Origin of the sequence: Streptomyces smaragdinus, from assembly GCF_009604385.1 — a bacterium.
GTDB classification, from domain to species: Bacteria; Actinomycetota; Actinomycetes; order Streptomycetales; family Streptomycetaceae; genus Streptomyces; species Streptomyces smaragdinus.
The window spans coordinates 22,093-46,412 of the sequence record NZ_WEGJ01000002.1 but is presented as its reverse complement, the minus strand read 5'-3'; the positions used below and the strand labels follow the sequence as shown (position 1 = coordinate 46,412).

Here is a 24,320-nt window from a genome sequence, read left to right as displayed (position 1 = left end):
CGTTCAGATCACTCCGTTCGTGCGGAGATCGGCCAGCTCGTCGGGGTCGAGGCCGAGTTCCTGTACGTATATGTCGTGGTTGTGCTCGCCCAGCAGCGGGGAACGGGTGACGTCGACCGGAGAGTCGGACAGCTTCAGCGGGCTGCCGACCGTCACATAGGTGCCACGCTCGGGGTGGTCGACCTCGACGACGATCTCGTTCGCCTTCAGGCTGGGGTCCTCGATGATCTCCTTGGTCGAGAGGATGGGACCGCAGGGGATGTTGTGACCGTTGAGTTTCTCCAGCACTTCCCATTTCGGCAAGGTGCTGGACCATTCCTCTATGAGCTGGAACATCTTCGAGAGCTTCGGCAGCCGCGCCTCGGGGGTCGCCCACTCCGGGTCCTCGGCCAGCTCGGGGCGGCCGATCAGGTCCGTGATGGGCTTCCAGCCGACGGGCTGGACGATCACGTAGACGTAGTCGTTGGGTCCGCCGGGGGCACACTTGACCGCCCAGCCGGGCTGGCCGCCGCCGGAGGCGTTGCCCGAGCGGGGGACCTGGTCGCCGAAGTCCTCGTTCGGGTACTCGTTGAGCGGGCCGTGGGTCAGCCGCTGCTGGTCGCGGAGCTTGACCCGGCACAGGTTGAGCACCGCGTGCTGCATCGCGACGTTGACCCGCTGGCCGCGGCCGGTGTGGGTGCGCTGGTAGAGCGCCGCCAGGATGCCGGCCACCGCGTGCATCCCGGTGCCCGAGTCACCGATCTGGGCGCCGGTCGCCAGCGGCGGGCCGTCCTCGAAGCCGGTGGTCGCCATCGAGCCGCCCATGGCCTGCGCGACCACCTCGTACGCCTTGAAGTTGGTGTACGGGCCGTCGCCGAAGCCCTTGATGCTGGCGTAGACGATCTTCGGGTTGATCTCCTGGATGCGCTCCCAGGTGAAGCCCATCCGGTCGACGGCACCGGGGCCGAAGTTCTCCACCATCACGTCGGAGCGGCGGATGAGCTCGGTGAGGAGCTTCTTGCCGGCCTCGGTCTTGGTGTTGAGGGTGATGCTGCGCTTGTTGCCGTTCAGCATCGTGAAGTAGAGGCTGTCGACATCCGGTAGGTCGCGCAGTTGCTTGCGCGTGATATCGCCCGATGGGGCTTCCAGCTTGACCACGTCCGCGCCGAGCCAGGCGAGGATCTGGGTCGCGGAGGGGCCGGACTGGACGTGGGTCATGTCCAGGACGCGCACCCCTTCGAGTGCCTTCGTCATGTCGAGGTCACCTCATTACCAATCGTTTGGTTCACGTTGATCAGCGGCTGTCCGGGAGCGGATCCGACGGCGTTTCGGCCGTTCGAGGTGTCCCCCGAGAGGTCCGAAGTGCCGTCCGACATGCGTGTTTACCTCTGTCCTCGCCCAGACTCTGTACATTGTATACAGGCCGCGAATACTGTATGCAGAGTGTTATCCCGCATCGGAGAGTCGATGTCCAGGGGGCGTGCACAGGATTTTCCCAAGCCGTGGCACATCAACCCCGCACGGAGCGGCGGCGTTGACGTGCGGCGCGCTTCACAGTCGGACTCGAGCCAGGACAGGTGTCACTGACGATGGATCTGTACGAGTACCAAGCACGTGAGCTGTTCAAGAAACACGGCGTTCCCGTCCTCGACGCGAGCGTGGTGTCCGACCCGCAGGCGGCCCGCGCGGCGGCCGAGCTCCTGGGCGGCCGGGTCGTGGTGAAGGCCCAGGTCAAGACGGGTGGACGGGGGAAGGCCGGCGGGGTCAAACTCGCCGACGGCCCCGAGGACGCCGCCCGGCTGTCCCGGTCCATCCTCGGAATGGACATCAAGGGACATACCGTGGGGAAGGTGATGCTGGCGCAGACCGCCGACATCGCCGACGAGTTCTACGTCTCGTACCTGCTGGACCGCACCAGCCGGACCTGGCTGGCGATGGCCTCGCGGGAGGGCGGGATGGACATCGAGGAGGTCGCCGCCACCAAGCCGGAGGCCCTCGCCAAGGTGCCGATCGACCCGGCGGAGGGCGTCACCGAGGCCAAGGCCGCCGAGATCGCCGAGGCCGGCGGCCTGCCGGCGGAGACCGTGCCCGCGCTGGTCGCCCTCTGGGACGTCTTCACCAAGGAGGACGCCCTGCTCGTCGAGGTCAACCCCCTGGTGCGTACCGGCGACGGGCAGATCATCGCCATCGACGGCAAGGTCTCCCTCGACGACAACGCCCGCTTCCGCCACACGGAACACGGCGACTACGACGACCCCGCCGAGGGCGACGCGCTGGAGGCGAAGGCCAGGGCCAAGGGCCTGAACTACGTCAAGCTCGACGGCACCGTCGGCATCATCGGCAACGGCGCCGGGCTGGTGATGTCCACCCTCGACGTCGTCGCCCACTACGGCGCGGACCCGGCCAACTTCCTCGACATCGGCGGCGGCGCCTCGGCGCAGGTCATGGCCGACGGACTGGACGTCATCCTGGGCGACCCGGACGTGTCGTCCGTGTTCGTCAACGTCTTCGGCGGCATCACCGCCTGCGACGCCGTGGCGAACGGCATCGTGCAGGCGCTGGAGACCGTCGAGCTGACGAAGCCGCTGGTCGTACGCCTCGACGGCAACAACGCCGAACTGGGCCGCAGCATCCTGGACGCCGCCGCCAACCCCCTCGTCACCCAGCTGGACACCATGGACGGCGCGGCCCAGCGGGCCGCCGAGCCGGCAAGGAGCTGAACGTCATGGCCATCTTCCTCACCGCTGACAGCAAGGTCGTCGTCCAGGGCATGACCGGCTCCGAGGGCATGAAGCACACCCGCCGCATGCTCGACGCCGGCACCGACGTCGTGGGCGGCGTCAACCCCCGCAAGGCGGGCACCGCCGTGGACTTCGGCGGGCGCGAGATCCCGGTGTTCGGCACCGTCAAGGAGGCCATCGCCGCCACCGGGGCGGACGTCACGGTGGTGTTCGTGCCGCCACGGTTCGTCCGCGACGCCGTCGACGAGGCCGTCGACGCCGGGATAGGCCTGGCGGTCGTCATCACCGAGGGCGTGCCGGTGCACGACACCGTCGCCTTCCGGGCCCGGGCCGAGGCCGCCGGGGTGCGGATCGTCGGACCCAACTGCCCGGGGCTCATCACGCCCGGCGTGTCCAACGCCGGGATCATCCCCGCCGACATCACCCGGCCGGGACGGATCGGGCTGGTGTCGAAGTCCGGGACGCTCACGTACCAGCTCATGTACGAGCTGCGTGACCTGGGCTTCTCCAGCTGCGTCGGGATCGGCGGCGACCCCGTCATCGGCACCACGCACATCGACTGTCTGCAGGCGTTCCAGGACGATCCGGACACCGATCTCATCGTGATGATCGGCGAGATCGGCGGCGACGCGGAGGAGCGGGCCGCCGCCTACGTCCGGGAGCACGTGACCAAGCCGGTCGTCGGCTACGTCGCCGGGTTCACCGCGCCCGAGGGCAAGACCATGGGCCACGCCGGCGCCATCGTCTCCGGCTCCTCGGGCACCGCCCAGGCGAAGAAGGAGGCCCTCGAGGCGGCCGGGGTGGCGGTCGGCCGCACCCCGTCGGAGACGGCGCGCCTGGTGCGCGACGCCCTGGCCGCCGGCTGAGCCCGCCGTCCTCCCGCGTCCGGGCCCGGCCCCACCGGGCCGGGCCCGGACGCGGGCCCGGGAATAACCGGCGGGCGGCGACCGCTGCTCCCCGTACACGCGGCGGCAGCCATCGAGAAAGGGGCGATCCGTGCAGGACGACCGGGAGACCATCCGACGCATCCTGACCGAGACCGGGAACACCTGGGCGATCGTGGGACTGTCGGCGAACGAGCGCCGGGCGGCGTACGGCGTCGCCGACGTCCTGCAGCGCTACGGCAAGCGCATCGTTCCCGTCCACCCGAAGGCGGAGACGGTCCACGGCGAGCAGGGGTACGCCTCGCTGGCGGACATTCCGTTCGAGGTCGACGTCGTCGACGTCTTCGTCAACAGCGAGCTGGCGGGCAAGATCGCGGACGAGGCCCTGGCGATCGGCGCGAAGGCGGTCTGGTTCCAGCTCGGCGTCACCGACGGGGACGCGTACGAGCGGGTCCATGCCGCGGGCGTGGACATGGTAATGGACCGGTGCCCGGCGATCGAGATCCCGCGGCTGGGGTAGCGCGTCCGGTCCGTGCACGATTTGGCCGTATCCCGCTACAACGGCGGGCCGGTTGGTCACAATGACACCGTGTCCACCTCCACTGACCTCGTGTCCGGCCCGGTCCGGGCCACCGCACCACCGCTGCAAAGCAGCCACGACGCCCCCGCCGCGGGGTGACGCGTGGGATGGTTCGGATCGGCGCCGGATGCGGCTGACGATCCCGTCCTCCATGTCGTCACGGTCCTGCCGCCGGACGGGACCGCGTCGGTGGGCGCGGGCTTCGTCCTCGGCCCCGACACCGTCCTGACCTGCGCCCATGTGGTGAATGCGGCGCTCGGCCGGGACATGCTCGAGCCCGGCTCCCCCGGCGGCGCCGACCTCGCCGTACAGATCCACCACGGCGCCGGCAGCCGGCGGTGCGACGCGCGGGTCGCGCACTGGATCCCGCCCCGGGACCGGGACGGGGGTCCGGTGTCCCCGCGGGCCGTCGAATGGCTCGGGGACCTCGCCGTCCTGCGGGTCGCCGCCCCGCCGGACGAACCGCTGCAGGCGCCGCCGCGCGCGTCCATGGCGTTCGGCCAGAACGTACGCGCCTGGCACGGCGGCGGCCGAGCGGCCACGTTCGCGGATCTGCGGGTCACGTCGCTGCACCGCTCGCTGGGCTATCTCGACGGCGCGGCGACCGGCATGGCCGTCGGCCCCGGCTACAGCGGCGGACCGCTGTGGTGCCGGAGCGAGAGGGCCGTCGTGGGACTGGTCGTCGCCGCGATCCTGCCCTCGCGCGAGCCCCACAGCCCGCAGCACATGATCCGGCGGAGCTGGTCCGTCCCCTGGCAGTGGATCGAGGCGGAGCTCGACCGGCTGGGCGCCCCGGTCCCCCGGTCCGGCACCTCCGGCGATCCCGCCTTCCTGACGCTGACCGGGGTGGTGGCGAACGCCTTCCCCTCCCCGATGAGCCGCGCCGACGCCGGCCGCTGGCTGGCGTCGGCCTGCGACATCGGCTACCGCAGCGAGGTCACCCCGCCCACCCCGGAGGACTTCGCGGCGTTCGCCCTGACGCATCCGCGGGCCCTGGCCGCGCTCTCCGGCCTGCTGCGCCGCACGCATCCGGAGGCCGCCGACGAGGTGCTGGCGGCCGGCGGCCTGTCCGAGACGCCCCGGCTGCTCACCCCGGCGGAGCACGACGAGCTCCACCGGGTCCTGCGGTCCGCCGGCCCCGCGGTGCTGAGCCGCTTCCCCGAGGCGATCCGCGCCGCGCTGCCGCATCTGGCGGCCCTTCCCGAGGGCGACAGCCCCGACGTGCTCCTCGACCGGCTCGAGGAGCTGCCGGGCGACGGCCACTCCATCAGCGAGGAGCGCCGCGTCCCGGCCCTGCTGCGGGTGCTGGAGTTCCTCGGCCGGCTGTGCGCCCGCCCCCAGCAGTCCGAGCTGCGGCTGTGGGCGGACTCCGTGGCCAGGCGGCTCGGCGTCTCCCGGGGCGCGCTGGGCGAGCGCCGCGCGGACGCCCAGGCGTGGGCGCGTTCGCTGCGCGACCGGTCGGCACGGGTCCGGGTGGTGGTCGAGGTGCGCCGCGCGCAGGAGGGCCGCCACCAGCTGCGCATGTGGTGCGACGAGGGGGCCGGGCTGCGTCAGGTGACCGCGCACAGCGCGCCCTCGTACACGGCGTCGGAGGCGGCCCGCGAGGTGCTGCGGGTGCTGGACGGGCTCACCCCGCCGGCCGGGGACGAGCGACCCCCGCTGGTGGAGGTGCTGGTGGACCGGCGCAGCCTCAATCTGCCGGTGGACGAGTGGGAGGCGCGCGACCCCGACGACTTCGTGCCCGGCTCGCTGGGCGTCGAGTACCCGCTGGTGGTGCACTGCCCGGAGCTGGTACGCCGGCACGGCCGCTTCATCTCGCACTGGCGCAGCAGATGGAACCGGCTCGATTCGGGGAAGACCCTCGTCGTCTCGGGATCCGTGGACCGGGACGCCATCTACTCGCAACTGGTCAACCAGCTCGACACCGTTCGCGTCTGTGTGGACGTACCGCCCGGGCCGCGGGACGCCATCGTGCAGACCTGTCTGGTGCTGGGCATACCTGTGGTCGTGTGGGACCGGGGAATGGACGGAGCGTCGCACGTGGTGGAGCACATCTCGGACGTCGCCACCCGCGAACTGCCCGACGGCGTACGCCACTACCGGGCGCAGGCCCGGGCCAGTCCCCCGCAGTTCCCCGGCCATCCCGTCCTGGCCTGGGCGGACGCCGACCGTGCCGTACCCCGGCTGCATCTCACCGAGCCCCAGGAGAACGCATGACATCCGCGCACCGGGCCGAATGGCGGCTGTTCCACGGCGACGGCGAACCACGGGCCGTGACCCTCCCCCAGGCCCCGCCCTGGCGCCGCTTCACCCCCGGCCGGCCGATGCGCCCGGAGCTGCCGTACCTCATCGAGCAGCGGCACGCCGACGTGGTCAACGCGGCGCTGCACCTGCGCCGTCCGCTGCTGGTGACGGGTCCGGCCGGTACGGGCAAGTCGTCGCTGGCCCGGGCCGTCGCCCACGAGCTGCGCCTGGGGGAGCTGCTGCGCTGGCCGGTGAACAGCCGCTCCACGGTGAAGGACGCCCTGTACCAGTACGACGCGATCGGCCGGCTGCGGGAGACGACGCTGAGCCGGGACCGGGGCGAGGGGGAGCCGTCCATCGGCACGTTCGTCCGGCTCGGCCCGCTGGGCACCGCGCTGGTGCCGTCCGCCACACCGCGGGCGCTGCTGGTGGACGAGATGGACAAGGGCGACGTCGATCTGCCCAACGATCTGCTCACCGTGTTCGAGGAGGGCGTCTTCGACATCCCGGAGCTGACCCGGCTGCCGGAGGAGATGGCCGACGTCGAGGTGCAGACGCACGACCACCGCGGCACGGTCACGCTGCACCAGGGGCTGGTGCAGTGCGCCGAGTTCCCGGTGGTCGTCATCACCAGCAACGGCGAGCGCGACTTCCCGCCCGCCTTCCTGCGCCGCTGCGTACGCCTCGACCTCCCGGTCCCCGACGAGGAGCGGCTGCGCGCGATCGTCACCGCGCATCTGGGCCCGGAAGCGCTGCGCGCGGCGGACGACCTGATGGAGGCGTTCCTGCGCCGCCGCGCACCCGGCGAGCTGGCCACCGACCAGCTGCTCAACGCCGTCTTCCTCCGGCTCGGCGGCGTCGACCTGGACGCGGAGGGCCTGCTGGACGCCGTGCTCCATCAGCTCACCGGAGCGATGTAGCCGTGCCGGGCGGGGGCGAGCGGCTGACCGAGGTGCTGCGCGTGCTGTCGGCGTGCGGCCACGACCTCGACGCCGACCAGGTGCTCGACGTGCTGTGGATCGCGGACCGGCTGCCCTCCGGCGCCCGCTCCCCCCTGCACCGCGACCCGCGCACCGCGCCCGCCCCGCACGACCCCGCGTCCGCCGCCGCCCCCGGACCCGCCGCCCCGCCCGGACCCGCGCCGGAGCCCGGGGACGCGGACCTCCCCGACCTCACGGCGCCCTCGCTGTACGCCGCCGCCCGCCGGACCCCGGCCGAACCGGCCCCCGCCGCGGCCGTCCCCGGGGAGGAGCCGCGCCGGGCCATGCCCGTACGCGTACCGGAGGAGAAGGCCCTCGCCGCGCAGCTGGAACTGGGCCGGGCCCTGCGGCCGTTGCGCCGCCGCCTGGAGAGCAGACGGCGCACGCGGGTCGACGAGGAGCGTACGGCGGAGGCGCTCGCCGAGACCGGGCTGGCCGACGTCGTGGAGCGCCCCGTACGGGAGCGCTGGCTGAACCTGGTGCTGCTCGTCGACGACGGCCTGTCCATGCTGCTGTGGCACCGGCTCGGCGTCGAACTGCGCGCCCTGCTGGAGCGGCTCGGCGCCTTCGCCCTCACCCGCGTCATCGGTCTGGACACCCGGGGCCGCACGCCCGCCCTGCACGCCCGCCCGTTCTCCGCGGACGGCGCCGAACTGCAGCTGAGTTCCGTCAACGACCCCTCGGGCCGCACCCTCGTCCTGGTCGTCAGCGACGGCATGGGCGCCGCCTGGCGGGCCGGCGCGATGCACGACCTGCTCGCCGGACAGGCGGCGCACGGGCCGGTCGCGGTGCTCCACACCCTGCGGTACGACATGTGGGAGTCCTCCGGCATCGCCGCCGACCGCTGGCAGGTCACCACCCGGCGGATCGGCGGCGCCAACACCTCCTGGGAGATCACCGACCCGGTCCTGCCGCAGGGCCTCGCCGCCTTCGACGGCATCCCGGTCCCGGTCCTGGAACCGACCCCGGCGGCCCTCGGCGCGTGGGCACGGCTCCTCGCCTCACCGGGCACCACGGCCGAGCTGCCGCTGCTGACCCGGCCCAGCCGGTTCGGGGCGGTGGCCGCCGCACGCGATCTGGGCAGCGCGCAGCACTTCCGGGACGCGGCCACCCCCGAGGCGTACCGGCTCGCCGCCCATCTGGCGGCCGTGTCACCCCTGTCCGTACCGGTGATGCGGCTGGTGCAGTCGGCGGTCCCGTGGCCGGCCAGCACCTCGCATCTGGCGGAGGTGTTCCTCGGCGGGCTGGTCCGGCCCGCTCCGGCGCCGGTGGCGGGGCCGCTGCCCGCCAAGCACCGGGTGTTCGACTTCACCGAGCCCGCCAAGACCGTGCTCCTGGACGCGGTGCCGCAGACCGAACTGCTGCGCACCAGCCGCCGGATCGGACTGCGCCTGGAGCAGCTCGCCGGCAACTCCCCCGACTTCCCCGCCTGGCTGGCCCACCCGGACGGCGCCGCCGACCTGCCCGCCTCCCACCACCCGTTCACCAGCGTGGAGCGGCGGCTGCTCAGCCGGTTCGGGGTGTCCGTCGGCGGACCGCGCCCCGGCCCGGGGCCCGGGCCGGCCCCGGCCGCCGACACCGACGACTGGGGGCCGCTGGCCGCCGACGACCCGCGGGAGATCGGCGGGTTCACCCTCCGCGGCCGGCGGCGCGGACGGCGCACCCTGGTCTACCGGGGCGAGGCCCGGGGCACCCAGGCCGTGATCCGTGTCCCGCGCCCCGATCTGCCGACGGTCAACGCCCGGCTGATCGAGGTGGAGACCGAGGCCCTGGCCCGGCTGCGGGGGCACTACGCCCCCTCCGTGATCGCCACGGGACTCGGGGAGTCCCCGCCGTGGCTGGCAATGACCCCGATCGCCGACCCCGGCACACCGGACACCCAGCCGTTGCGGCTGGAGGAGATCTTCACCCGGGCCACCGCCGGGGGCAACGTCCCCTTCGACCTGCTGCGCGGCCTGCTCGTCTCCTGGTATCTGGCCGGCGCCGTGGCCGCCTGCCACACCAACGGTCTGGTGCCGGCGGACCTCGGCGCCGACAGCGTCTTCGTCCTGCGCCGCACCGTGATGCTCGGAAATCTGTCCGACTGCGTGGTCGACGGCGAGTATCTGGGATCGGGCCCCGTCCCGACCCGGGAGGACAACATCAGGTCCCTCGGCGAGCTGATGCAGATGATCAGCAGCAAACCGGGGATGAGCCTGCGCGGACTGCCGGAGAGCATGCATCTGTGGCACGGCGGCTCCTGGGACAGCCTGCGCAAGCTCGTGGAGCGCTGCCTGGACCCGGATCCGGCCCGGCGCCCGCCGGCGGCCGAGGTCGTCGACATGCTCGCCCGGTACGTGGCCCAGGCCCGGATGCAGCGCGGCGACGCGGAGCAGGCGCCGCTGCCGGCATCGCGGCCCGCGCCCGTCCCCCTCACGCCGCCGGCCGCCGTCGCCCCGCCCGCCGGGCACGGTGTCCGGGTGCCGCGGTTCGGGGCCGCCCGCCGGGAGACGGAGGCGCGGCTGGAGCGGCTGCGCCGGCCGCTGGCGTACAGCAGACGGGTCACCCTGGTGGGGGCCTACCACTACAGCGGGCGCGCCACCACGACCGTCGCGCTCGGCGGGCTGCTCGCGGCCACACGCGGGGAGCCGGTGCTGGCGGTGGACGGCGCACCGTCCGAGGGTTCCCTGCACGCCTTCCTCCCCGCCGCCCCCGGGCAGCCGGGCGGACGGCGGCTGCGGGAGCTGGCGGGGCTGGCGCCGTCCGCCTCGTACGAGGAGATCAGCGCCCGCACCGCCCGGCTCCCGTCGGGGCTCGAGGTGGTCTCGCACGGCGACGGCTTCATCGCGCCGAACGCCGCCCACGCGCACGAGTACGCGCATCTGCTGGAGCTGACGGCACGCCACTACCCGTTCGTACTGACCGACTGGTCCCCCGTGGGCCTGGGCCCGGAGGCGGACGTCGTGCTGGACCGGACCGACCGGCTGGTCCTGGTCTGCGGCACCGCCGACTGGTTCCTCGACGCGGCGGCCCGCTCGCTCGACGCGCTGCGGGAGCGGGGCTACGAGACGCTGGCGCGCCAGGCGGTCGTGGCCGCCGTGCAGATCGACCAGCCCGCCTCCCGCGGCGTCCCGGTCTCCGTCGCGGTCGCCGGGCGGCTGGCCGTCGACCGCTCCCGGGTGGTGCACGTCCCCCACGACCCGGCGCTGCGCTCGCCCCGCTGGGCGCTCGGCAAGCTGCGGGGGACGACCACGGACGCTTTTCTCGAGCTCGCGGAGCTCGTTTCGCCGCGGGAGGACCGCTGAATGTTCCCGGGGAATGGCCCCCGGACCCCCGGCCGGACAGGCAGGTCGGTCGGGCGCCGGGTGTGACATCGCGCGGCGAATCCGGGTGAAACGGCGGGGATTCCTCTTCGTTCCTGATCCCACGGAGGCCGCCTCGGGGTGAGGATGGGGGTATGACCGACAAGATCACCGTCAGTGTTCTGGGCACCGGGATCATGGGTGCCGCGATGGCCCGCAACCTCGCCGCTGCGGGGCACGCCGTCAGGGTGTGGAACCGTACCCGGGCCAAGGCCGAGCCGCTGGCCGGGGCCGGCGCGTATGTGGCCGCCGATCCCCCGGATGCCGTGCGCGGCGCCGATGTGGTGCTGACCATGCTGTACGACGGGCCCGCCGTCCTCGACGTGATGCGCGAGGCCGCCCAGGCGCTGTCCGAGGGGGCGGTGTGGATGCAGTCGACCACCGCCGGCCTCGACGACGTCGCCGCTCTCGCCTCGTTCGCCGGGGAGCGGGGGCTCGTGTTCTACGACGCCCCCGTGCTCGGGACGCGCGAGCCCGCCGAGGCCGGGCAGTTGCTGGTGCTGGCCGCCGGGCCGGCGGAGCACCGGGAGCGGCTGGCGCCGGTGCTGGAGGCCGTCGGACGGCAGACCGTGTGGACCGGCGAGGACGGCGCCGCGGCGGGGGCGACGCGGCTGAAGCTCGTCGCCAACAGCTGGGTCCTCGCGGCCACCGCCGCGACCGGCGAGGTGCTGGCCCTGGCCAAGGCCCTCGGGGTGGACCCGCAGGGCTTCTTCGACGCCATCGGGGGCGGGCCGCTGGACATGGGCTATCTGCGCGCCAAGTCCGCCATGGTCCTGGAGGACAGGCTCTCCCCGGCCCAGTTCGCGGTCACCACGGCCGCGAAGGACGCCGGCCTGATCGTCGACGCGGGCGAGCAGCACGGCGTCCGGCTCCGGGTCGCCGCCGCGAGCGGGGCCCTGCTGCGGCGGGCCGCCGAACTGGGGCACGGGGACGAGGACATGGCGGCGGCCTACTTCGGCTGCTTCGACGAGCCGGCGGGCTGAGGCCGGAGCACCCGTCGGCTACCGTGACCCCATGATCGGGATACGACCGGCGGGTGCGGCCGACGCCGCGGAGTTGGTACGGCTGCGGCGGCTGATGTTCGCCGCGATGAGCGGGCGGGACCGGCCGGGACCGTGGGAGGACGGGGCGCGGGCAGTCGCCGCCGAGCAGCTGGCGGCGCCCGACCCCGCGCTCGCGGCGTTCGTCGTGGACGGGGACGGGCCGCATCTGGCCGCGTGCGCCGTGGGGCGGATCGAGCAGCGGCTGCCGGCGCCGGGGCATCCGACGGGGCGCTTCGGGTTCGTGTTCAGCGTGTGCACCGACCCGCGCTACCGCCGCCGCGGCTACGCCCGCGCGACGACGGCGGCCCTGCTCGACTGGTTCGCCGGGCAGGGGGTCACCCGCGTCGACCTGCACGCCACGAAGGAGGCGGAAGGCCTCTACCGCGCCCTAGGGTTCCACGAGCACCCCGTGGCGCTGTCACTGGATCTGTCGCAGCGGTCGTAGGGCCCCTTCAGCCCCGCGCGGTGGCGTGGGGTCCGCCGGCGAACATGCGGTCGATGACCCGGGCCGTGGCCAGGCCGTCCCCGGGGACGCAGAACTCCTTCACGAACCGGACGTACTTCCCCAGGTATTCGGCCTCCACGGTGTCGATGTCGCGCAGGGCCTTGACCAGGTCCTCGGAGGTTTCGACGAGGGGGCCGGGGGCCCGGGCGGTGAGGTCGAAGTACAGGCCGCGCAGGGTGTCGCGGTAGTGCTCCAGGTCGTAGGTGAAGAAGAGGATCGGCTTCCCGGAGTGGGCGAAGTCGAAGAACGTGGACGAGTAGTCGGTGATCAGGACGTCGGCGATGAGGTAGAGGTCGGCGATGTCGGGGTAACGGGTGACGTCCCAGACGAAGCCCTGGCCCGCGCCGGGTATGTTGTCGTGGACCTTGGGGTGTTTGCGGAAGAGCAGGACGTGGTCGTCGCCGAGTTCGGCCTGGGCCGCCGCCAGGTCGATCCGCAGGTCGAGCTTGTAGAGCCTGCTCGCGTGCCGCTGGTCCTCGCGCCAGGTGGGGGCGTACAGCACCACCTTCTTGCCGCCGGGCAGCCCCAGCCGCCGTCTGACCCGCGAGGCGCGCTCGTAACGGTCGGCGGCGTGGAAGACGTCGTTGCGCGGATAGCCGGCCTCGAGGAGTTCGCCCTCGACGCAGTACGCCCGGCGCATGATCTCGGTGGTGTGCGGGTTCGGTGAGACGACGAAGTCGAACTGCCGGTAGCTGTGCGGCAGGCTCGCGATGTAGGCGGGATTGGACTGGGGGCTCCCGAGGAGGTCCTTGCCGATCTTCTTCAGCGGTGTGCCGTGCCAGGTCTGCACGACCTTCTGCCCGGGGCGGGTGACGAACCAGTCCCCCACGGCCGTGTTGACGACGACGTAGCGGCTGCGTGCGAGGGCCTCGTACCACGCGCGGCTGCCGATGCCCACCACCCGTGCCTCGGCAGGCATTTCGGGCAGGCCGCCGTCCTGGGTCCAGATGTGCTCGACGTCGGTCCCCCGGCGGACCAGCTCCTCGTACACCGCCCGCGGCGAATCGGAGAACTGCTTGCCGCTGAGGCTCAGATAGAGGACCGCGTCGCGCAGGGGGAGCTTCTGCTGCTCCGGGAAGTACTCCTCGCGCAGTCTGCGCTGCCGGTAGGCGCCGTGTTCGTCGGGGGCGAGGAAGCGTTCGGGTCCGATGAAGAGGCGGTCGAAGAAGCGGCGGTCCACGGTGAAGCCGCGCCGTGGGCCGCGGAAGTCCAGGGGCAGTTCGTGGACCTGCTCCGGGCGTATGGTCACCGGGACGTCCCCCGACTTGTCCCAGGCGCCGGCGTCGCGGAGGAACAGATACCAGCGGCCGGAGCACAGGGGGAGTTCGGAACCGTCGGGCTGCGGGACGGCCTCGGGCGCGATCCGGATCGTGAAACGCCCGCCGGCGAACTCGACCGGGGGCTCCTTCTCCTCGAAGCGGATCCCGTGGCGGAGGATCACCTTCTTCCCGGCCGTCTCCGCACCGGGATACGTGCCCTCGAGCACCAGCTCCCCGGCCTCGGTGACGGTCATGGTGTCGACCACGGGCCGGATCGGGCGCGTCATCAGCTGGAGGTGTCCGGGACCGTCGCGGTGGACGGCCAGCTCGCGGCCGGGAGCGAACGGGTGCCTGCCGGTCGTGAAACCCTCGGCGACCACGGCCGGGTGGCCCTTGCCGTCGGCCCCCTTCAGGGTCACCGCGAACTCCCGGGTCTTCGCTCCCGACGGGTCGTCCGCGGTCAGCCGGCCGACGTCGAAGACCGCCTCGAACCTGTCGAGGGAGCCGGTCAGGGGGGTGAGCGGGCCCTCGACCCTGGTCTCACCCTCGACGACGCTCACCGCGGTGGGGGCCTCGACGCCGCCGGGTACCCGGGTGACCAGCCGCAGCTCGCCGTCCGTGACGGTGAAGGACTCGACCTCCGCGGCCGGCCGCCGCACCGTGACGCTCACGGACTTCTCGGCGAAGCCGACCACGAGGCGTGAGCCGTCCGCCAGATGACGCACCTGGTTGTGCGCGGCCGCGCCCGCGTCGCTCGGACGCACCCGCGCGCGATAGATGCCGCCCGGTCCCGGGATCCCGACGTACAGGAACCACCGGCCGGCACCCCGCGCGGCGAGCTCGCGCAGCCGGCGGGCGGGTACGACGATCTCGAAGCCCGTGCGGTCGTAGGAGTGCAGGGCCTGTTTGGAGGCGGCGGTGGCGTGCTCGCTGTGCGTACGGTGCAGCCGCAGCCGTATGTAGCGGCCGTTCTCGGCGTTCCTCAGCACCGCGAACCGGCCCGTCACCCGGCCCGACGCGCGCGGCAGGTTCGCGACGAACGCGTAGCCGCCCCACACCAGGTCGCCGCCGCGCCAGGCGACCGAGGTGAGCTGCGCCGTCACCGGCAGATCCCGGGGCGTGAGCGCCGTGATGTGCTCGGGCAGCGCCAGCTCCCGCAGCCCCGGCAGCACCAGCCGGGGGTGCAGGGTGCCTGCCACCAGAAAGGCCTTCGGGTCCCTGCGCTGGTACCGGACCACCGCGTCGAGGTCCTCGGCGCGCCCCTCGGCGGCGAGATGCCACATGACGCGCTCGATCGGGGGGAGACGGGTGAGGGCCTTCTCTCCGTGGGCGCCGAGCAGCTCCCGCGCCGCGGCGCACGACTCCTCGCGCTCGGCCGGCGAACTCTCGGGGAAATACCGCAGAATCCTCCGCACACTTGCCGATGCGAGATCGGCGAGGGACTGCGTCATGAGCAACGCCCTTCTGCAACCTGCCTGTTGACTCCAATTCGCCGAACGTTAACCGAAACATCAGCGTTTCGCATGCTTCGTAATAAATCGGCGCGAACACGTCAATACACAGATGTCCCGGCCGTTGCTCGAGATGTCGCGAAGGCCACGCCTATGTGACTACCGAGGGGGACGGAAGGTTGCAGTCGTCCCGGAATATTGATCGATCCCGGCGGGACTCACCCGACGCCGCCGGTCGCCAGGTCCAGCGCCTGCTCCGGCCCGAGGTGCAGCAGCGGGGTGTGCGCCGGCCCGTCGGCGCCGAGGAACATGCCCGCCGAACGCAGCCCGGTCCCGCTCAGCATCGCCTCGTGGATCAGCACGCTCTCACGCGGCGCGATGTCACGGATCCAGTCGATCGCCCGCCCCCACGACACCCACGGCCCGCTCACCGGCACCAGCAGCGTCCCGGGGTGCCCGGGCGGCGTCGCGTAGGAGTCGCCGGGGTGGAACACCGAACCGCCGGGGCCGGTGACCAGATAGCCGAGATTGGCGGGCACGGCGATCTCGGGGTGGATCGGCGCGTGGTCGCCGCCGACGACGTCCACGGCGAATCCGGCGACCTCGATCCGCTCGCCGCCGGCCAACGCGCCGCCCCGCTCCACCGGGCCCAGCGACCCGATCACCCCCTCCGGCGCGTACACCGCGAGTTCCGGCCGCTCCGAGACGGCCGCGGACACGGCCGCGACGTCGACGTGGTCGAAGTGCTCGTGCGTGATCAGGACCGCGTCGGCGCGCTCCAGCAGGCCCTCGAGGCCGGGCGTGAAGGCGCCGGGATCGATCACGAGGCGGCCGCCCGGTCCGTCGATGCCGACACAGGCGTGGCCGTGGTGGGTGAGGTGCATGGCTCTCCTTACGTGGGCACGTGGTCCCAGTTATACAACACTGTTGTACAGATGTGGGAGCTCACCTACACTGACGGCCATGCATACGCGCACGCCGGGCCATGACGTCGCCGAGGAGCTGCGCGCCTCGGTCAGTTCGTTCGTACGCGCGGTGCGCGCCTGCGTCGACGAGGTGCCGCCGCTGCGGGCCGAGACGCTGCGCGCGCTGCGCGAGGACGGCCCGCAGACCATGGCGGCGCTCGCCGCGGCACGGGGGACGTCGCACCAGAACATCAGCCGGGTGATCGGCGAGATGGAGGAGCTCGGCCTCGTGGGCCGTACCAGGAACCCGTCGGACGGCCGTGGATTCCTGGTGGGGATCACCGAGGCGGGCCGCGAGCTGATCGACACGGAGGAGCAGGCCCGCCGTACCGCGATCGACGCCGCGATCACGGGGGCCCTCACCCCGGACGAACAGGCCGCGCTCGCGCGGGTCCCGCACCTGCTCGACCGGCTGTGCCAGGCGCTCCCCGGCAGAGCCTGACCGGGCAGGAGGTCAGCCGGCGAGCCCCTCCAGCACCACCGCGCCCGGCAGGGCCGCCAGCGCCTTGCCGGGGACCAGCAGCTTGCCCCGGCGGCTGCCGCTGCCGATCACGAGATAGCCGGCGTCCGCGACGGCCGCGTCGACCAGGATCGGCCAGCCCTCCGGCAGGCCGATCGGCGTGATGCCGCCGTACTCCATGCCGGTCTCGCCGACCGCCGCGTCACGCGGCGCGAACGACGCCTTCCGCGCGCCCAGATGGCGGCGGACGGCGCCGTTGACGTCGACGCGCGTGGTCGACAGCGCCATGCACGCGGCGTACATGGTCTCGCCGGCCCGTTTGCCGGCGGCGATCACGCAGTTGGCGGACTTGTCCAGCAGGTCCTGCCCGTACGTCTCGCAGAAGACGGCGGTGTCGGCGATCTCCGGGTCGCTGTCGACGTACAGGATCTCCCCGGCGGGCACGGCGCCCCGCCAGGCGCGCAGGGCCGCCGCCACCGGCCCGGCCAGCAGGTCCAGGCAGTCGGGGGCCGGCCGGACGTCTTCGAAGTCTCCGATGGGCGCTCGCATGGGGTCAGCCTACGGGTGGCACGGAGACGGCCAGCGTCATGTCCACCGGCTCCGGTCCGTCGTTGCGGTAGCAGTGCGCGACGCTGCCCTCGAAGGCGGCCGAACTGCCCGCCGGGACCTCGTACTCCGTCCCGTCCACGACGAGGGTGAGCGTGCCGGTGGTGACGTGCAGCAGCTCGGACGTGCCGGGCAGATGGGGGTCCGACGCGCTCTCGTCGCCCGGTTCCAGCCGCCACGACCACAGCTCCAGCGGCCCGGGCGCCTGGGCGCCGACGAGCAGCGTGGAGCGGCTGCCCGACGGCGTCGACCACATGCGCACCTGCTGCTCCGGCGGGACGAGGCGGACCTGCGGGCCGGTCTCGAAGTCCAGCAGCGCGGTGATCGTGACGCCCAGGGCGTCCGCCAGCTTCACGGTGGTGCCGACGCTGGGGTTCGTCCGCGCCTGCTCGATCTGGATGATCATGCCGCGGCTCACCCCGGCCCGGGCGGCGAGCTGCTCCAGCGTGAACCCGCGTTCCTGGCGCCAGCGCCTGAGGTTGCGGGCCAGGGACTGGGTGAGGGCGTCGAGATCGGTCACAGGAAGGCCGTCCAATATGATGGATGACAGAGTCGAGAATAATTGACTCCGGTGCGGTGTTACGCACACGAAAGTGCCGCACACAGTACTGCGAGGAGATCCCGCCATGACCACTGCCCTGGCCCTTTCGGCGAGCCTTCTGTGGGGTCTGGCCGACTTCGGCGGCGGCGTCCTCGCCCAGCGCATGCGGGCGCTGACGGTCGTCGTGGTGTCGCAGTTCCTCGCCGTGCTCGCGCTGGGCGTCGTGGTGCTGGCCTCCGGCGCGTGGCGGGAGACCGGCGGGCTGCTCTGGTACGCGGTGGCGGCCGGCGTGGTCGGCCCGGTGGCGATGCTCGCGTTCTACCGGGCGCTGGCGGCGGGCCCGATGGGCATCGTCTCGCCGCTGGCGACGATGGGCGTGGTGGTGCCGTTCGCCGTGGGGCTGATCGCGTACGGGGAGCGGCCGGCGCTGTGGCAGTACGCGGGGATCGCCGTCGCGGTGGGCGGTGTGGTGCTCGCCGGCGGGCCGCAGCGCGGTGGCGGACGCGTCGGGCGGGAGACGCTGGGGCTGACCCTGGTGGCGGCCGTCGGATTCGGTGCGGTGTTCGCGCTGATCGCGGAGGCGTCCACGACGGTGTCGGGGCTGTATCTCGCGCTGTTCGTGCAGCGGGTGGCGAATCTGGCGGTGGGAGGCGGCGTGCTGTGGGTCCAGGCGCACCGCGGCGGGGAGCCGGCGCTGGGGCTCGGCGAGGAGGGGATACGGGCGCTGCGGCCGGCGCTGCCCGCGCTGGCCTTCGTGGGGCTGGCGGATGTGGCGGCGAACGGCGTGTACGCGCTGGCCGCCCGGCAGGGGCCGGTGACGGTCGCCTCGGTGCTGGCGTCGCTGTACCCGGTGGTCACGGCGCTGGCGGCGTTCGGCGTACTGCGGGAGCGGCTGCGCCCGGTGCAGGCGGCGGGGGCGTCGCTGGCGGTGGCGGGGAGTCTGCTGCTGGCGGTGGGCTGAGAAACGCCGCGTGGCGGGCCGTCGTTGCGGTGGGCAGGCGGTTGTAGGTTGATCACATGTGCCACTACTGCGGCTGCCGCGAGATCCCTCTGATCAAGGAGTTCATCGCCGAGCACGAGCGCGTCACGAACGCCGCCGGCGAGGCCGGCCGCGCGCTGCGCGCCGGGGACACCGCACGCGCCCGTGAGCTTGTCGCGTCGATCGCCGCCGAGCTGCGGGCGCACTGGCAGGGCGAGGAGCAGGGCCTGTTCGCGGCGATGCACGACGACCCCGAGTACGGCGACTACATCGACGCCCTGGTGCGCGAGCACCGGGAGCTGGCCCATCTGCTGGCGACCGCGGATCCGTCCCGGCCGGCCGACGCCGACCGGCTGCTCGACGCGTTCGACGAGCTGTACGCCCATATCGCCAAGGAGGAGGACGGCCTGTTCCCCGCCTCGCTCACCGCGCTGACCGGCGACGAGTGGGACACGTCGATGGCGGCCTGGCGCGCGGCGCACCCGGAGGCGGCGGCGCACTGACGAAAGGCCGCGCTCACAGCCCTTCGCGGATCAGCCAGACCAGCCAGCCGAGGGCGTGCAATGCGATCAGCACGGCCAGGACGATCTGCAGCTTGCGCGTACTCACGTGCGGCGTTCCCCCGGGGTGCGGCGACGGACGTGGACGGTATCACTCGGGTGTGTTCCCGGCCTCCCGGCCGGCGAGCGCCGCCAGCTGCTCGGGGGTGACGTCGTCCGGGATCGGCACCGGCGGCGGGGTGCGCAGCGGGGGCTGCCAGCCGGCCTCCGGGTCCCAGCGGCGGACGATCTTCGCCGGGGCGCCGGCCACCACCGCGTGGTCGGGCACCTCCCCGCGGACCACCGACCCGGCGGCGACCACGACGTTGCGGCCGAGCCGGGCGCCGGGCAGGATCAGCGCGCCCGCGCCGAGCCAGCTGCCGGAGCCGATCTCCACCGGGGCGCTGCGGGGCCACTGCTTGCCGATGGGCTCGTGCGGGTCGTCGTACGAGTGGTTCATGGTCGTGATGTAGACGTACGGACCGCAGTAGACGTCGTCCCCGATCGTCACCGGCAGATCCCCCACCACATGGCTCCCCCGCCCCAGCACCACGCCGCTGCCCAGCCGCAGCACCGGATCGGCCCCGAGGTCGAGGTCCGGCATCATCCCGGCGGTCAGGGTGACGTGCTGGCCGATGATGCAGAAGTCGCCGAGCTCGATCCACGGCTCGCCGAAGATCGTGCCCACCGGGAAGGCGATCCGCGTACCGGCGCCGATCCGGCGGAAGCGGTACGGGCCGGGGCGGGCGGCGCTGACGGCGCCCTTGCGCTGCACCCAGCGCCAGCTCGCGTGGACGGCCCGGGACAGGGCACGGGAGAGCACGGTGGCGCGGTCCTGGGTCACCCGCACACCGTACTCACGGGCGGCCCGGCCGGCGGGGACGCCACCGTGTGATCTTTCCCCCACCCGGTCGCCGCCCGGGACCGGCGGATCCTCTACGGTGCGGGAAACCGACCGAGAGGACGTGACCGATGGCCGAGCGACCCCTGATCAAGGCCGTGGGCGGCAGGGAACCGAAGACCGACCCGAACGCGTTCGTGGCCCCCACCGCCGTACTCCTCGGGGACGTGCGGCTGGCCGCCGGCTCCAGCGTCTGGTACCACGCCGTGCTGCGCGCCGAGTTCGAGACGATCGAGCTCGGCGCGGACAGCAACATCCAGGACAACTGCACCGTGCACGTCGACCCCGGCTTCCCGGTGACCGTCGGCGAGCGGGTCACCGTCGGGCACAACGTCGTGCTGCACGGCTGCACCCTGGAGGACGACGTGCTGGTCGGCATGGGCGCCACCGTGCTGAACGGCGCCCGGATCGGGGCCGGTTCGCTGGTCGCCGCGCAGGCGCTGGTGCCGCAGGGCATGCGGGTGCCGCCCGGGTCGCTGGTGGCCGGGGTGCCGGCGAAGGTCAAGCGGCCGCTGACGGACGAGGAGCTGGCCGGCATCCGGTTCAACGCCGAGGGGTACACCGCCCTCGCCCGGATGCACGCCGAGGACGTGCTCCCGGACGCGGACTGACCCGTCAGCCGTTGGGGCGCAGGGTCCATACGACGCTCATCCGTGAGGTGACGGCGCCGTCCTCACGGGTGACGTCGATGTCCACCGGGAACTCCGGGCGCCTGCCCGCGTCGAGCTCCGCCACCACCTCGGCGATCTCCCGGCCCAGCACGGCGGTCGCGGTGACCGGCCCCTTCGCGAGCTTGGTGTAGATCACCTCGGCGCTGACGAACAGCGGCACGGCGCGGGAGAGCTGGTCCCCGAAGGCCGCCAGTACGATGGCGCCGCTGGCCGACTCGGCGAGGGTGAAGATGGCGCCGGCGTGCGGGCCGCCGACGTGGTTGTGGAAGTCGGGCTGGTCGGGCAGTCGCACGACGGCCCGCTCGGAGGTGACCTCGTCGTACATCAGATTGAGGGTGCGGGCCATGGGCACGGAGGCCGCCATCAGCTCGCCGATGTTCACCGCTGTCTCGGACATGAGCAGGACGTTACCAGTGGGTAGCATGCATGGGCCAGGCCCCGGTACGTCTATCGTGCTGGCCATGTGGCCAGGACAGCAGGCCGGGGGCGACCAGCACCCGCAGCAGCAGAACCCGTATCAGCAGCCGGTGCCGTCACCCCAGCCCGGCCCGTACCAGCAGCCGGGGCAGGCGCCGTACCAGCAGCCCGCGACGGGTGGCTGGGGCGCGCCCGAGCAGCCGGGGGCGGCCCCCACGCCGCCCGAGCCGGGCGGCAAGGAACCGATGAGCACCAACGCCGTGGTCGCGATGATCGCGGCCTTCGCGCTGGTCGCGGCGGCGGCCGTGGTCGGCGTGATCGTGGTGAACAACCGCGGCGACGGCGGCACACCGGCGGCGAAGAAGGAGTCGCCCTCCGCGTCGCCGAAGCCGACCGGCGAGGGGCCGACCACCGCGCCGTCGGCCGACCCGGAGAACCCGCGCGGCCAGTCCGTGGAGCCGGTGGTCGCCGGCTGGAAGGCCGTCGCGAACCGCAAGCGGCACAACGCGTTCGACGTCCCGCCCGAGTGGAAGGTGGAGTCGGCGGGCCTGACCACCGGCTTCGAGGCGGACGACGGCAGCGGCAAGGTCCTGGTGGCGATGACCGGCGTCGCCACGTACAAGGACGACTGGTGCGGCAGCGCCAGCCGCGCGATGGCCGGCACCAAGGGCGCCGTCGGCGCCAAGAACACCAAGGAGGCGGCCGAGAACACCGCGTCCTCCTGGATCGTCGCCGCCTACGACCAGAAGCTCAAGGGAACACTGAAGACCCCGGACGCCACGGCGTTCACCAACAAGAACGGCGTCTCCGGACACATCGCGCGGGCGTCCGTCAGCGGGGTGCCGAAGAAGAAGAGCGACGAGGGCTGCCTCAACACCGACGGGAAGGCCGTCTCGGTCAGCTTCAAGGACAAGGACGGGGCGATGGCCTCGTTCGTGGTCATCTCCGACACCGGTGTCCCCGACGAGATTCCCGACTCCGTCATCGACAAGATCGTCGGCTCGCTGCGGCTGATCTGACGGGGCGGCCCGAATAACAATTTGGCGTGACGGGCGGACTCGACCATAGTCCGTCCGTGACCGCACGATCCTTCACCCGCCTGCGCCCCTCCTGGGCCGGACGCAACTACACCCTGCTCTCGGCCGCGGCGGTGATCACCGGCCTCGGCACGTCGGGCGCGCTGATCGCGTCGATGTTCGCCGTGTACGAGGCGGGCGGCAGCGCGACCGACGCGGGGCTGGTGGCGGCCGCCCGGACGCTGCCGCTGGTGGCGTTCCTGCTGATCGGCGGGGCGGTCGCGGACCGCATTCCGCGGCACCGGGTGATGGTCGCCGCCAACGCGCTGAACTGTCTGTCGCAGGGCCTCTTCGGCCTCCTGGTGATCACCGGCCGGGCCGAGCTGTGGCAGATGGCCCTGCTCGCGGGCCTGGGCGGGGTGGGGCAGGCGTTCTTCGCGCCGGCCGCCGAGGGCATGGTGATGACGAGCGTCGGGAGCGCGGAGGCGGGGCGGGCCTTCGCGCTGTTCCGGCTCGGCGTGAACGCCTCCCAGATCGGCGGCGCCGCGCTCGGCGGCGCGCTGATCGCGGCGGTGGGTCCGGGGTGGGTGCTGGCGGCGGACGCGGCGGCGTTCGCCGTGGCCGGGCTGCTGCGGGCGTTCCTGGACGTCAGCCGGGTGCCGGAGCGTGAGGCGGGGGACGGGCTGCTGACGGATCTGCGGGTGGGGTGGCGCGAGTTCGCCTCGCGGCCCTGGCTGTGGGCGGTCGTCGTGCAGTTCTCGGTGGTCAACGCCGTCGTCGCGGCGGCCGAGTCGGTGTACGGGCCGCTGATCGCGGAGGACCATCTGGGCGGCGCCGGACCGTGGGGCGTGGCGCTGGCCGCGTTCGGCGCGGGGACGATGGGCGGGGCGCTGCTGATGATGCGCTGGCGGCCCCGGCGGATGCTCCTCGTCGGCACGCTGTGCGTGTTCCCCTTCGCCCTGCCGACGGCGGCCCTCGCCGTGCCGGTCGGGGCGCACACGCTGACCGCCGTGATGTTCCTCAGCGGGGTGTCGATCGAGGTGTTCGGCGTCGCCTGGATGACGGCGCTGCAGCAGGAGATCCCGGAGGACAAGCTCTCCCGGGTCTCCTCGTACGACTGGTTCGGGTCGGTGGCCGGCGTGCCGCTGGCCGCCGCGCTGGCGGGGCCGGCGATGGAGGTCTTCGGACGCGGGCGGGCGCTGTGGGGCGGGGCGGCGCTGATCGTCGTGCTGACGGCCGCGGTGCTGTGCGTGCCGTCCGTGCGGCGGCTGGAGCGGCGCCCCGCGGAGTCTCTGCCTCCGGTTGAGGTCGAGGGTTCGGACTCTCGCCCTCCGGATCAGGGTCAGGCGTCCGAGCCGCCGATCGTGAACGCCCCGCCCGGTGGGACGGGCGACGGCACCGCGTCGGCGTCCGTCACCGGCTGAGCGTCGCCCGTCAGCCGGTCCAGCGAGGCGCCGTACTCGACACGGGCCGGGAAGGCGTCCGACAGCATCCGCCGGGCGAGGCCCTGGACGGGGAGCTCGTCGCGGGAGGCGATCAGCAGGATGTTGCCGAAGCGCCGCCCGCGCAGCACGGCCGGTTCGGCGATCAGACAGCGGTACGGGAAGACGGCCGCCGCGTTGGCCAGCTGGGAGCGTACGAACGCGAACGGCGCGGCGTCCGCCAGGTTCGCCGCGTAGCAGCCGTGCGGGCGCAGGGCGCGGTCCGCGGCGCGGACGAACTCCACGGACGCGATGTGCGCCGGGGAGCGCGACCCGCCGTACACGTCCGCGATCACCAGGTCCTGCGACGCCGGAGGCACCGACTCCAGCGCGGCCCGGGCGTCGGACGCCAGGACGGTGATCCCCGCGTCCCCGGGCACCGGCAGATGCGCCCCGATCAGGGTGATCAGCCCCCGGTCCGACTCGGCGACCTGCTGGCGCGAGCCGGGGCGGGTGGCGGCCAGATAGCGCGGCAGGGTGAGGGCGCCGCCGCCCAGGTGCAGGACGTCGAGGGGCTCGTCCGGCTCGGCGCACAGGTCGATGACGTGGGCGAGGCGGCGGGCGTACTCGAACTCCAGATGGGTGGGGTCGTCCGTGTCGACGTACGACTGGGGCGCCCCGTCCACCGTCAGCAGCCAGCCGCCGGGCCGGTCGACGTCCGGCAGCAGTCTGGCGGTGCCGTAGTCGACCGCGGCGTACGCGGGTATCCGGTCGTCCTCGGCCTCGTCCACGCCCCC

At 73.1% G+C, this 24,320-nt stretch carries 22 protein-coding genes; 14 read left to right on the top strand and 8 right to left on the bottom strand.

Annotation, left to right across the window (positions count from 1 at the left end; translation table 11 throughout):
• Positions 1 to 3: 3 nt before the first annotated feature.
• Positions 4 to 1,233: a formyl-CoA transferase gene (gene frc / locus SRB5_RS03705; protein WP_153449986.1), complete on the bottom strand. Its 1,230-nt coding sequence runs from the start codon at positions 1,231 to 1,233 to the stop codon at positions 4 to 6.
• Between the two features lie 335 nt (positions 1,234 to 1,568).
• Here frc and sucC point away from each other — a divergent pair, with 335 nt between their 5' ends.
• From sucC to SRB5_RS03665, 8 genes are all read left to right on the top strand, one after another.
• On the top strand, positions 1,569 to 2,699 hold the full coding sequence (gene sucC / locus SRB5_RS03700) for an ADP-forming succinate--CoA ligase subunit beta (RefSeq protein WP_153449985.1): 1,131 nt from the start codon (positions 1,569 to 1,571) through the stop codon (positions 2,697 to 2,699).
• A 5-nt stretch (positions 2,700 to 2,704) separates the two neighbouring features.
• On the top strand, positions 2,705 to 3,586 hold the full coding sequence (gene sucD, locus SRB5_RS03695; RefSeq protein WP_153449984.1) for a succinate--CoA ligase subunit alpha: 882 nt from the start codon (positions 2,705 to 2,707) through the stop codon (positions 3,584 to 3,586).
• A 130-nt stretch (positions 3,587 to 3,716) separates the two neighbouring features.
• A complete protein-coding gene (locus tag SRB5_RS03690; protein ID WP_323376977.1) occupies positions 3,717 to 4,124 on the top strand; it encodes a CoA-binding protein in 408 nt (135 codons plus the stop codon).
• 162 nt (positions 4,125 to 4,286) lie between these two features.
• Positions 4,287 to 6,401, top strand: a complete 2,115-nt coding sequence (locus tag SRB5_RS03685) for a VMAP-C domain-containing protein (RefSeq protein WP_323376976.1) — start codon at positions 4,287 to 4,289, stop codon at positions 6,399 to 6,401.
• Entirely contained in the window at positions 6,398 to 7,348 is a 951-nt protein-coding gene (locus tag SRB5_RS03680; RefSeq protein ID WP_153449983.1) for an AAA family ATPase, read from the top strand. Before SRB5_RS03685 ends, SRB5_RS03680 begins: the two co-directional genes overlap by 4 nt.
• 2 nt (positions 7,349 to 7,350) lie before the next feature.
• The gene (locus SRB5_RS03675) at positions 7,351 to 10,692 is read left to right on the top strand and encodes an SAV_2336 N-terminal domain-related protein (RefSeq protein WP_153449982.1); all 3,342 of its coding nucleotides are present in this window, start codon (positions 7,351 to 7,353) and stop codon (positions 10,690 to 10,692) included.
• 152 nt (positions 10,693 to 10,844) lie between these two features.
• Positions 10,845 to 11,732 carry an NAD(P)-dependent oxidoreductase gene (locus SRB5_RS03670; protein WP_153449981.1) on the top strand — a complete coding sequence of 296 codons (888 nt, stop codon included), beginning with the start codon at positions 10,845 to 10,847 and terminating at the stop codon, positions 11,730 to 11,732.
• Positions 11,733 to 11,763: 31 nt separating this feature from the next.
• On the top strand, positions 11,764 to 12,237 hold the full coding sequence (locus SRB5_RS03665; protein WP_153449980.1) for a GNAT family N-acetyltransferase: 474 nt from the start codon (positions 11,764 to 11,766) through the stop codon (positions 12,235 to 12,237).
• Positions 12,238 to 12,244: 7 nt separating this feature from the next.
• On the opposite strand, the gene SRB5_RS03660 is transcribed toward SRB5_RS03665, so the two are convergent.
• A complete protein-coding gene (locus tag SRB5_RS03660) occupies positions 12,245 to 15,007 on the bottom strand; it encodes a CDP-glycerol glycerophosphotransferase family protein (protein ID WP_153449979.1) in 2,763 nt (920 codons plus the stop codon).
• A gap of 218 nt (positions 15,008 to 15,225) precedes the next feature.
• Entirely contained in the window at positions 15,226 to 15,891 is a 666-nt protein-coding gene (locus SRB5_RS03655; RefSeq protein WP_153449978.1) for an MBL fold metallo-hydrolase, read from the bottom strand.
• A gap of 79 nt (positions 15,892 to 15,970) precedes the next feature.
• Here SRB5_RS03655 and SRB5_RS03650 point away from each other — a divergent pair, with 79 nt between their 5' ends.
• Positions 15,971 to 16,414 carry a MarR family winged helix-turn-helix transcriptional regulator gene (locus SRB5_RS03650; protein ID WP_194292819.1) on the top strand — a complete coding sequence of 148 codons (444 nt, stop codon included), beginning with the start codon at positions 15,971 to 15,973 and terminating at the stop codon, positions 16,412 to 16,414.
• Positions 16,415 to 16,426: 12 nt separating this feature from the next.
• On the opposite strand, the gene SRB5_RS03645 is transcribed toward SRB5_RS03650, so the two are convergent.
• Together SRB5_RS03645 and SRB5_RS03640 are read right to left on the bottom strand one after the other, a co-directional pair.
• A complete protein-coding gene (locus SRB5_RS03645; protein WP_153449976.1) occupies positions 16,427 to 16,981 on the bottom strand; it encodes a YbaK/EbsC family protein in 555 nt (184 codons plus the stop codon).
• A gap of 4 nt (positions 16,982 to 16,985) precedes the next feature.
• Positions 16,986 to 17,558 (bottom strand): helix-turn-helix domain-containing protein, encoded by a 573-nt coding sequence (locus SRB5_RS03640; RefSeq protein WP_323376975.1) that lies wholly within the window; start codon positions 17,556 to 17,558, stop codon positions 16,986 to 16,988.
• Positions 17,559 to 17,664: 106 nt separating this feature from the next.
• On the opposite strand from SRB5_RS03640, the gene SRB5_RS03635 reads away from it, so the two are divergent.
• Both SRB5_RS03635 and SRB5_RS03630 read left to right on the top strand, forming a co-directional pair.
• Complete coding sequence (locus tag SRB5_RS03635) at positions 17,665 to 18,540, top strand: EamA family transporter (protein WP_153449974.1); 876 nt, start codon at positions 17,665 to 17,667, stop codon at positions 18,538 to 18,540.
• Positions 18,541 to 18,596: 56 nt separating this feature from the next.
• Entirely contained in the window at positions 18,597 to 19,061 is a 465-nt protein-coding gene (locus SRB5_RS03630) for a hemerythrin domain-containing protein (protein ID WP_153449973.1), read from the top strand.
• 148 nt (positions 19,062 to 19,209) lie between these two features.
• Here SRB5_RS03630 and SRB5_RS03625 read toward each other — a convergent pair whose 3' ends face one another.
• Positions 19,210 to 19,941: an acyltransferase gene (locus SRB5_RS03625; protein WP_407703874.1), complete on the bottom strand. Its 732-nt coding sequence runs from the start codon at positions 19,939 to 19,941 to the stop codon at positions 19,210 to 19,212.
• A gap of 128 nt (positions 19,942 to 20,069) precedes the next feature.
• Between SRB5_RS03625 and SRB5_RS03620 the strand changes: the two genes are divergently transcribed.
• Positions 20,070 to 20,609, top strand: a complete 540-nt coding sequence (locus tag SRB5_RS03620; RefSeq protein ID WP_153449972.1) for a gamma carbonic anhydrase family protein — start codon at positions 20,070 to 20,072, stop codon at positions 20,607 to 20,609.
• A 4-nt stretch (positions 20,610 to 20,613) separates the two neighbouring features.
• On the opposite strand, the gene SRB5_RS03615 is transcribed toward SRB5_RS03620, so the two are convergent.
• Positions 20,614 to 21,066: a DUF4442 domain-containing protein gene (locus SRB5_RS03615; RefSeq protein ID WP_153449971.1), complete on the bottom strand. Its 453-nt coding sequence runs from the start codon at positions 21,064 to 21,066 to the stop codon at positions 20,614 to 20,616.
• Between the two features lie 64 nt (positions 21,067 to 21,130).
• Here SRB5_RS03615 and SRB5_RS03610 point away from each other — a divergent pair, with 64 nt between their 5' ends.
• Both SRB5_RS03610 and SRB5_RS03605 read left to right on the top strand, forming a co-directional pair.
• On the top strand, positions 21,131 to 22,105 hold the full coding sequence (locus SRB5_RS03610) for a hypothetical protein (protein WP_153449970.1): 975 nt from the start codon (positions 21,131 to 21,133) through the stop codon (positions 22,103 to 22,105).
• Between the two features lie 56 nt (positions 22,106 to 22,161).
• Positions 22,162 to 23,526: an MFS transporter gene (locus tag SRB5_RS03605; RefSeq protein ID WP_323376972.1), complete on the top strand. Its 1,365-nt coding sequence runs from the start codon at positions 22,162 to 22,164 to the stop codon at positions 23,524 to 23,526.
• Here SRB5_RS03605 and SRB5_RS03600 read toward each other — a convergent pair.
• The gene (locus SRB5_RS03600) at positions 23,445 to 24,314 is read right to left on the bottom strand and encodes a spermidine synthase (protein WP_323376970.1); all 870 of its coding nucleotides are present in this window, start codon (positions 24,312 to 24,314) and stop codon (positions 23,445 to 23,447) included. The genes SRB5_RS03605 and SRB5_RS03600 overlap by 82 nt on opposite strands.
• Positions 24,315 to 24,320 lie beyond the last annotated feature (6 nt).

Excerpts from the sequence above, each read along its gene's own strand:
- frc (WP_153449986.1), bottom strand. The coding sequence starts at position 1,233 with ATGACGAAGGCACTCGAAGGGGTGCGCGTCCTGGACATGACCCACGTC.
- SRB5_RS03660 (WP_153449979.1), bottom strand. The coding sequence starts at position 15,007 with ATGACGCAGTCCCTCGCCGATCTCGCATCGGCAAGTGTGCGGAGGATT.
- SRB5_RS03615 (WP_153449971.1), bottom strand. The coding sequence starts at position 21,066 with ATGTCCGAGACAGCGGTGAACATCGGCGAGCTGATGGCGGCCTCCGTG.
- SRB5_RS03650 (WP_194292819.1), top strand. The coding sequence starts at position 15,971 with ATGCATACGCGCACGCCGGGCCATGACGTCGCCGAGGAGCTGCGCGCC.
- sucC (WP_153449985.1), top strand. The coding sequence starts at position 1,569 with ATGGATCTGTACGAGTACCAAGCACGTGAGCTGTTCAAGAAACACGGC.
- SRB5_RS03630 (WP_153449973.1), top strand. The coding sequence starts at position 18,597 with ATGTGCCACTACTGCGGCTGCCGCGAGATCCCTCTGATCAAGGAGTTC.
- SRB5_RS03655 (WP_153449978.1), bottom strand. The coding sequence starts at position 15,891 with ATGCACCTCACCCACCACGGCCACGCCTGTGTCGGCATCGACGGACCG.
- SRB5_RS03610 (WP_153449970.1), top strand. The coding sequence starts at position 21,131 with ATGTGGCCAGGACAGCAGGCCGGGGGCGACCAGCACCCGCAGCAGCAG.
- SRB5_RS03645 (WP_153449976.1), bottom strand. The coding sequence starts at position 16,981 with ATGCGAGCGCCCATCGGAGACTTCGAAGACGTCCGGCCGGCCCCCGAC.
- SRB5_RS03670 (WP_153449981.1), top strand. The coding sequence starts at position 10,845 with ATGACCGACAAGATCACCGTCAGTGTTCTGGGCACCGGGATCATGGGT.
- SRB5_RS03680 (WP_153449983.1), top strand. The coding sequence starts at position 6,398 with ATGACATCCGCGCACCGGGCCGAATGGCGGCTGTTCCACGGCGACGGC.
- SRB5_RS03620 (WP_153449972.1), top strand. The coding sequence starts at position 20,070 with ATGGCCGAGCGACCCCTGATCAAGGCCGTGGGCGGCAGGGAACCGAAG.
- SRB5_RS03665 (WP_153449980.1), top strand. The coding sequence starts at position 11,764 with ATGATCGGGATACGACCGGCGGGTGCGGCCGACGCCGCGGAGTTGGTA.
- SRB5_RS03635 (WP_153449974.1), top strand. The coding sequence starts at position 17,665 with ATGACCACTGCCCTGGCCCTTTCGGCGAGCCTTCTGTGGGGTCTGGCC.
- sucD (WP_153449984.1), top strand. The coding sequence starts at position 2,705 with ATGGCCATCTTCCTCACCGCTGACAGCAAGGTCGTCGTCCAGGGCATG.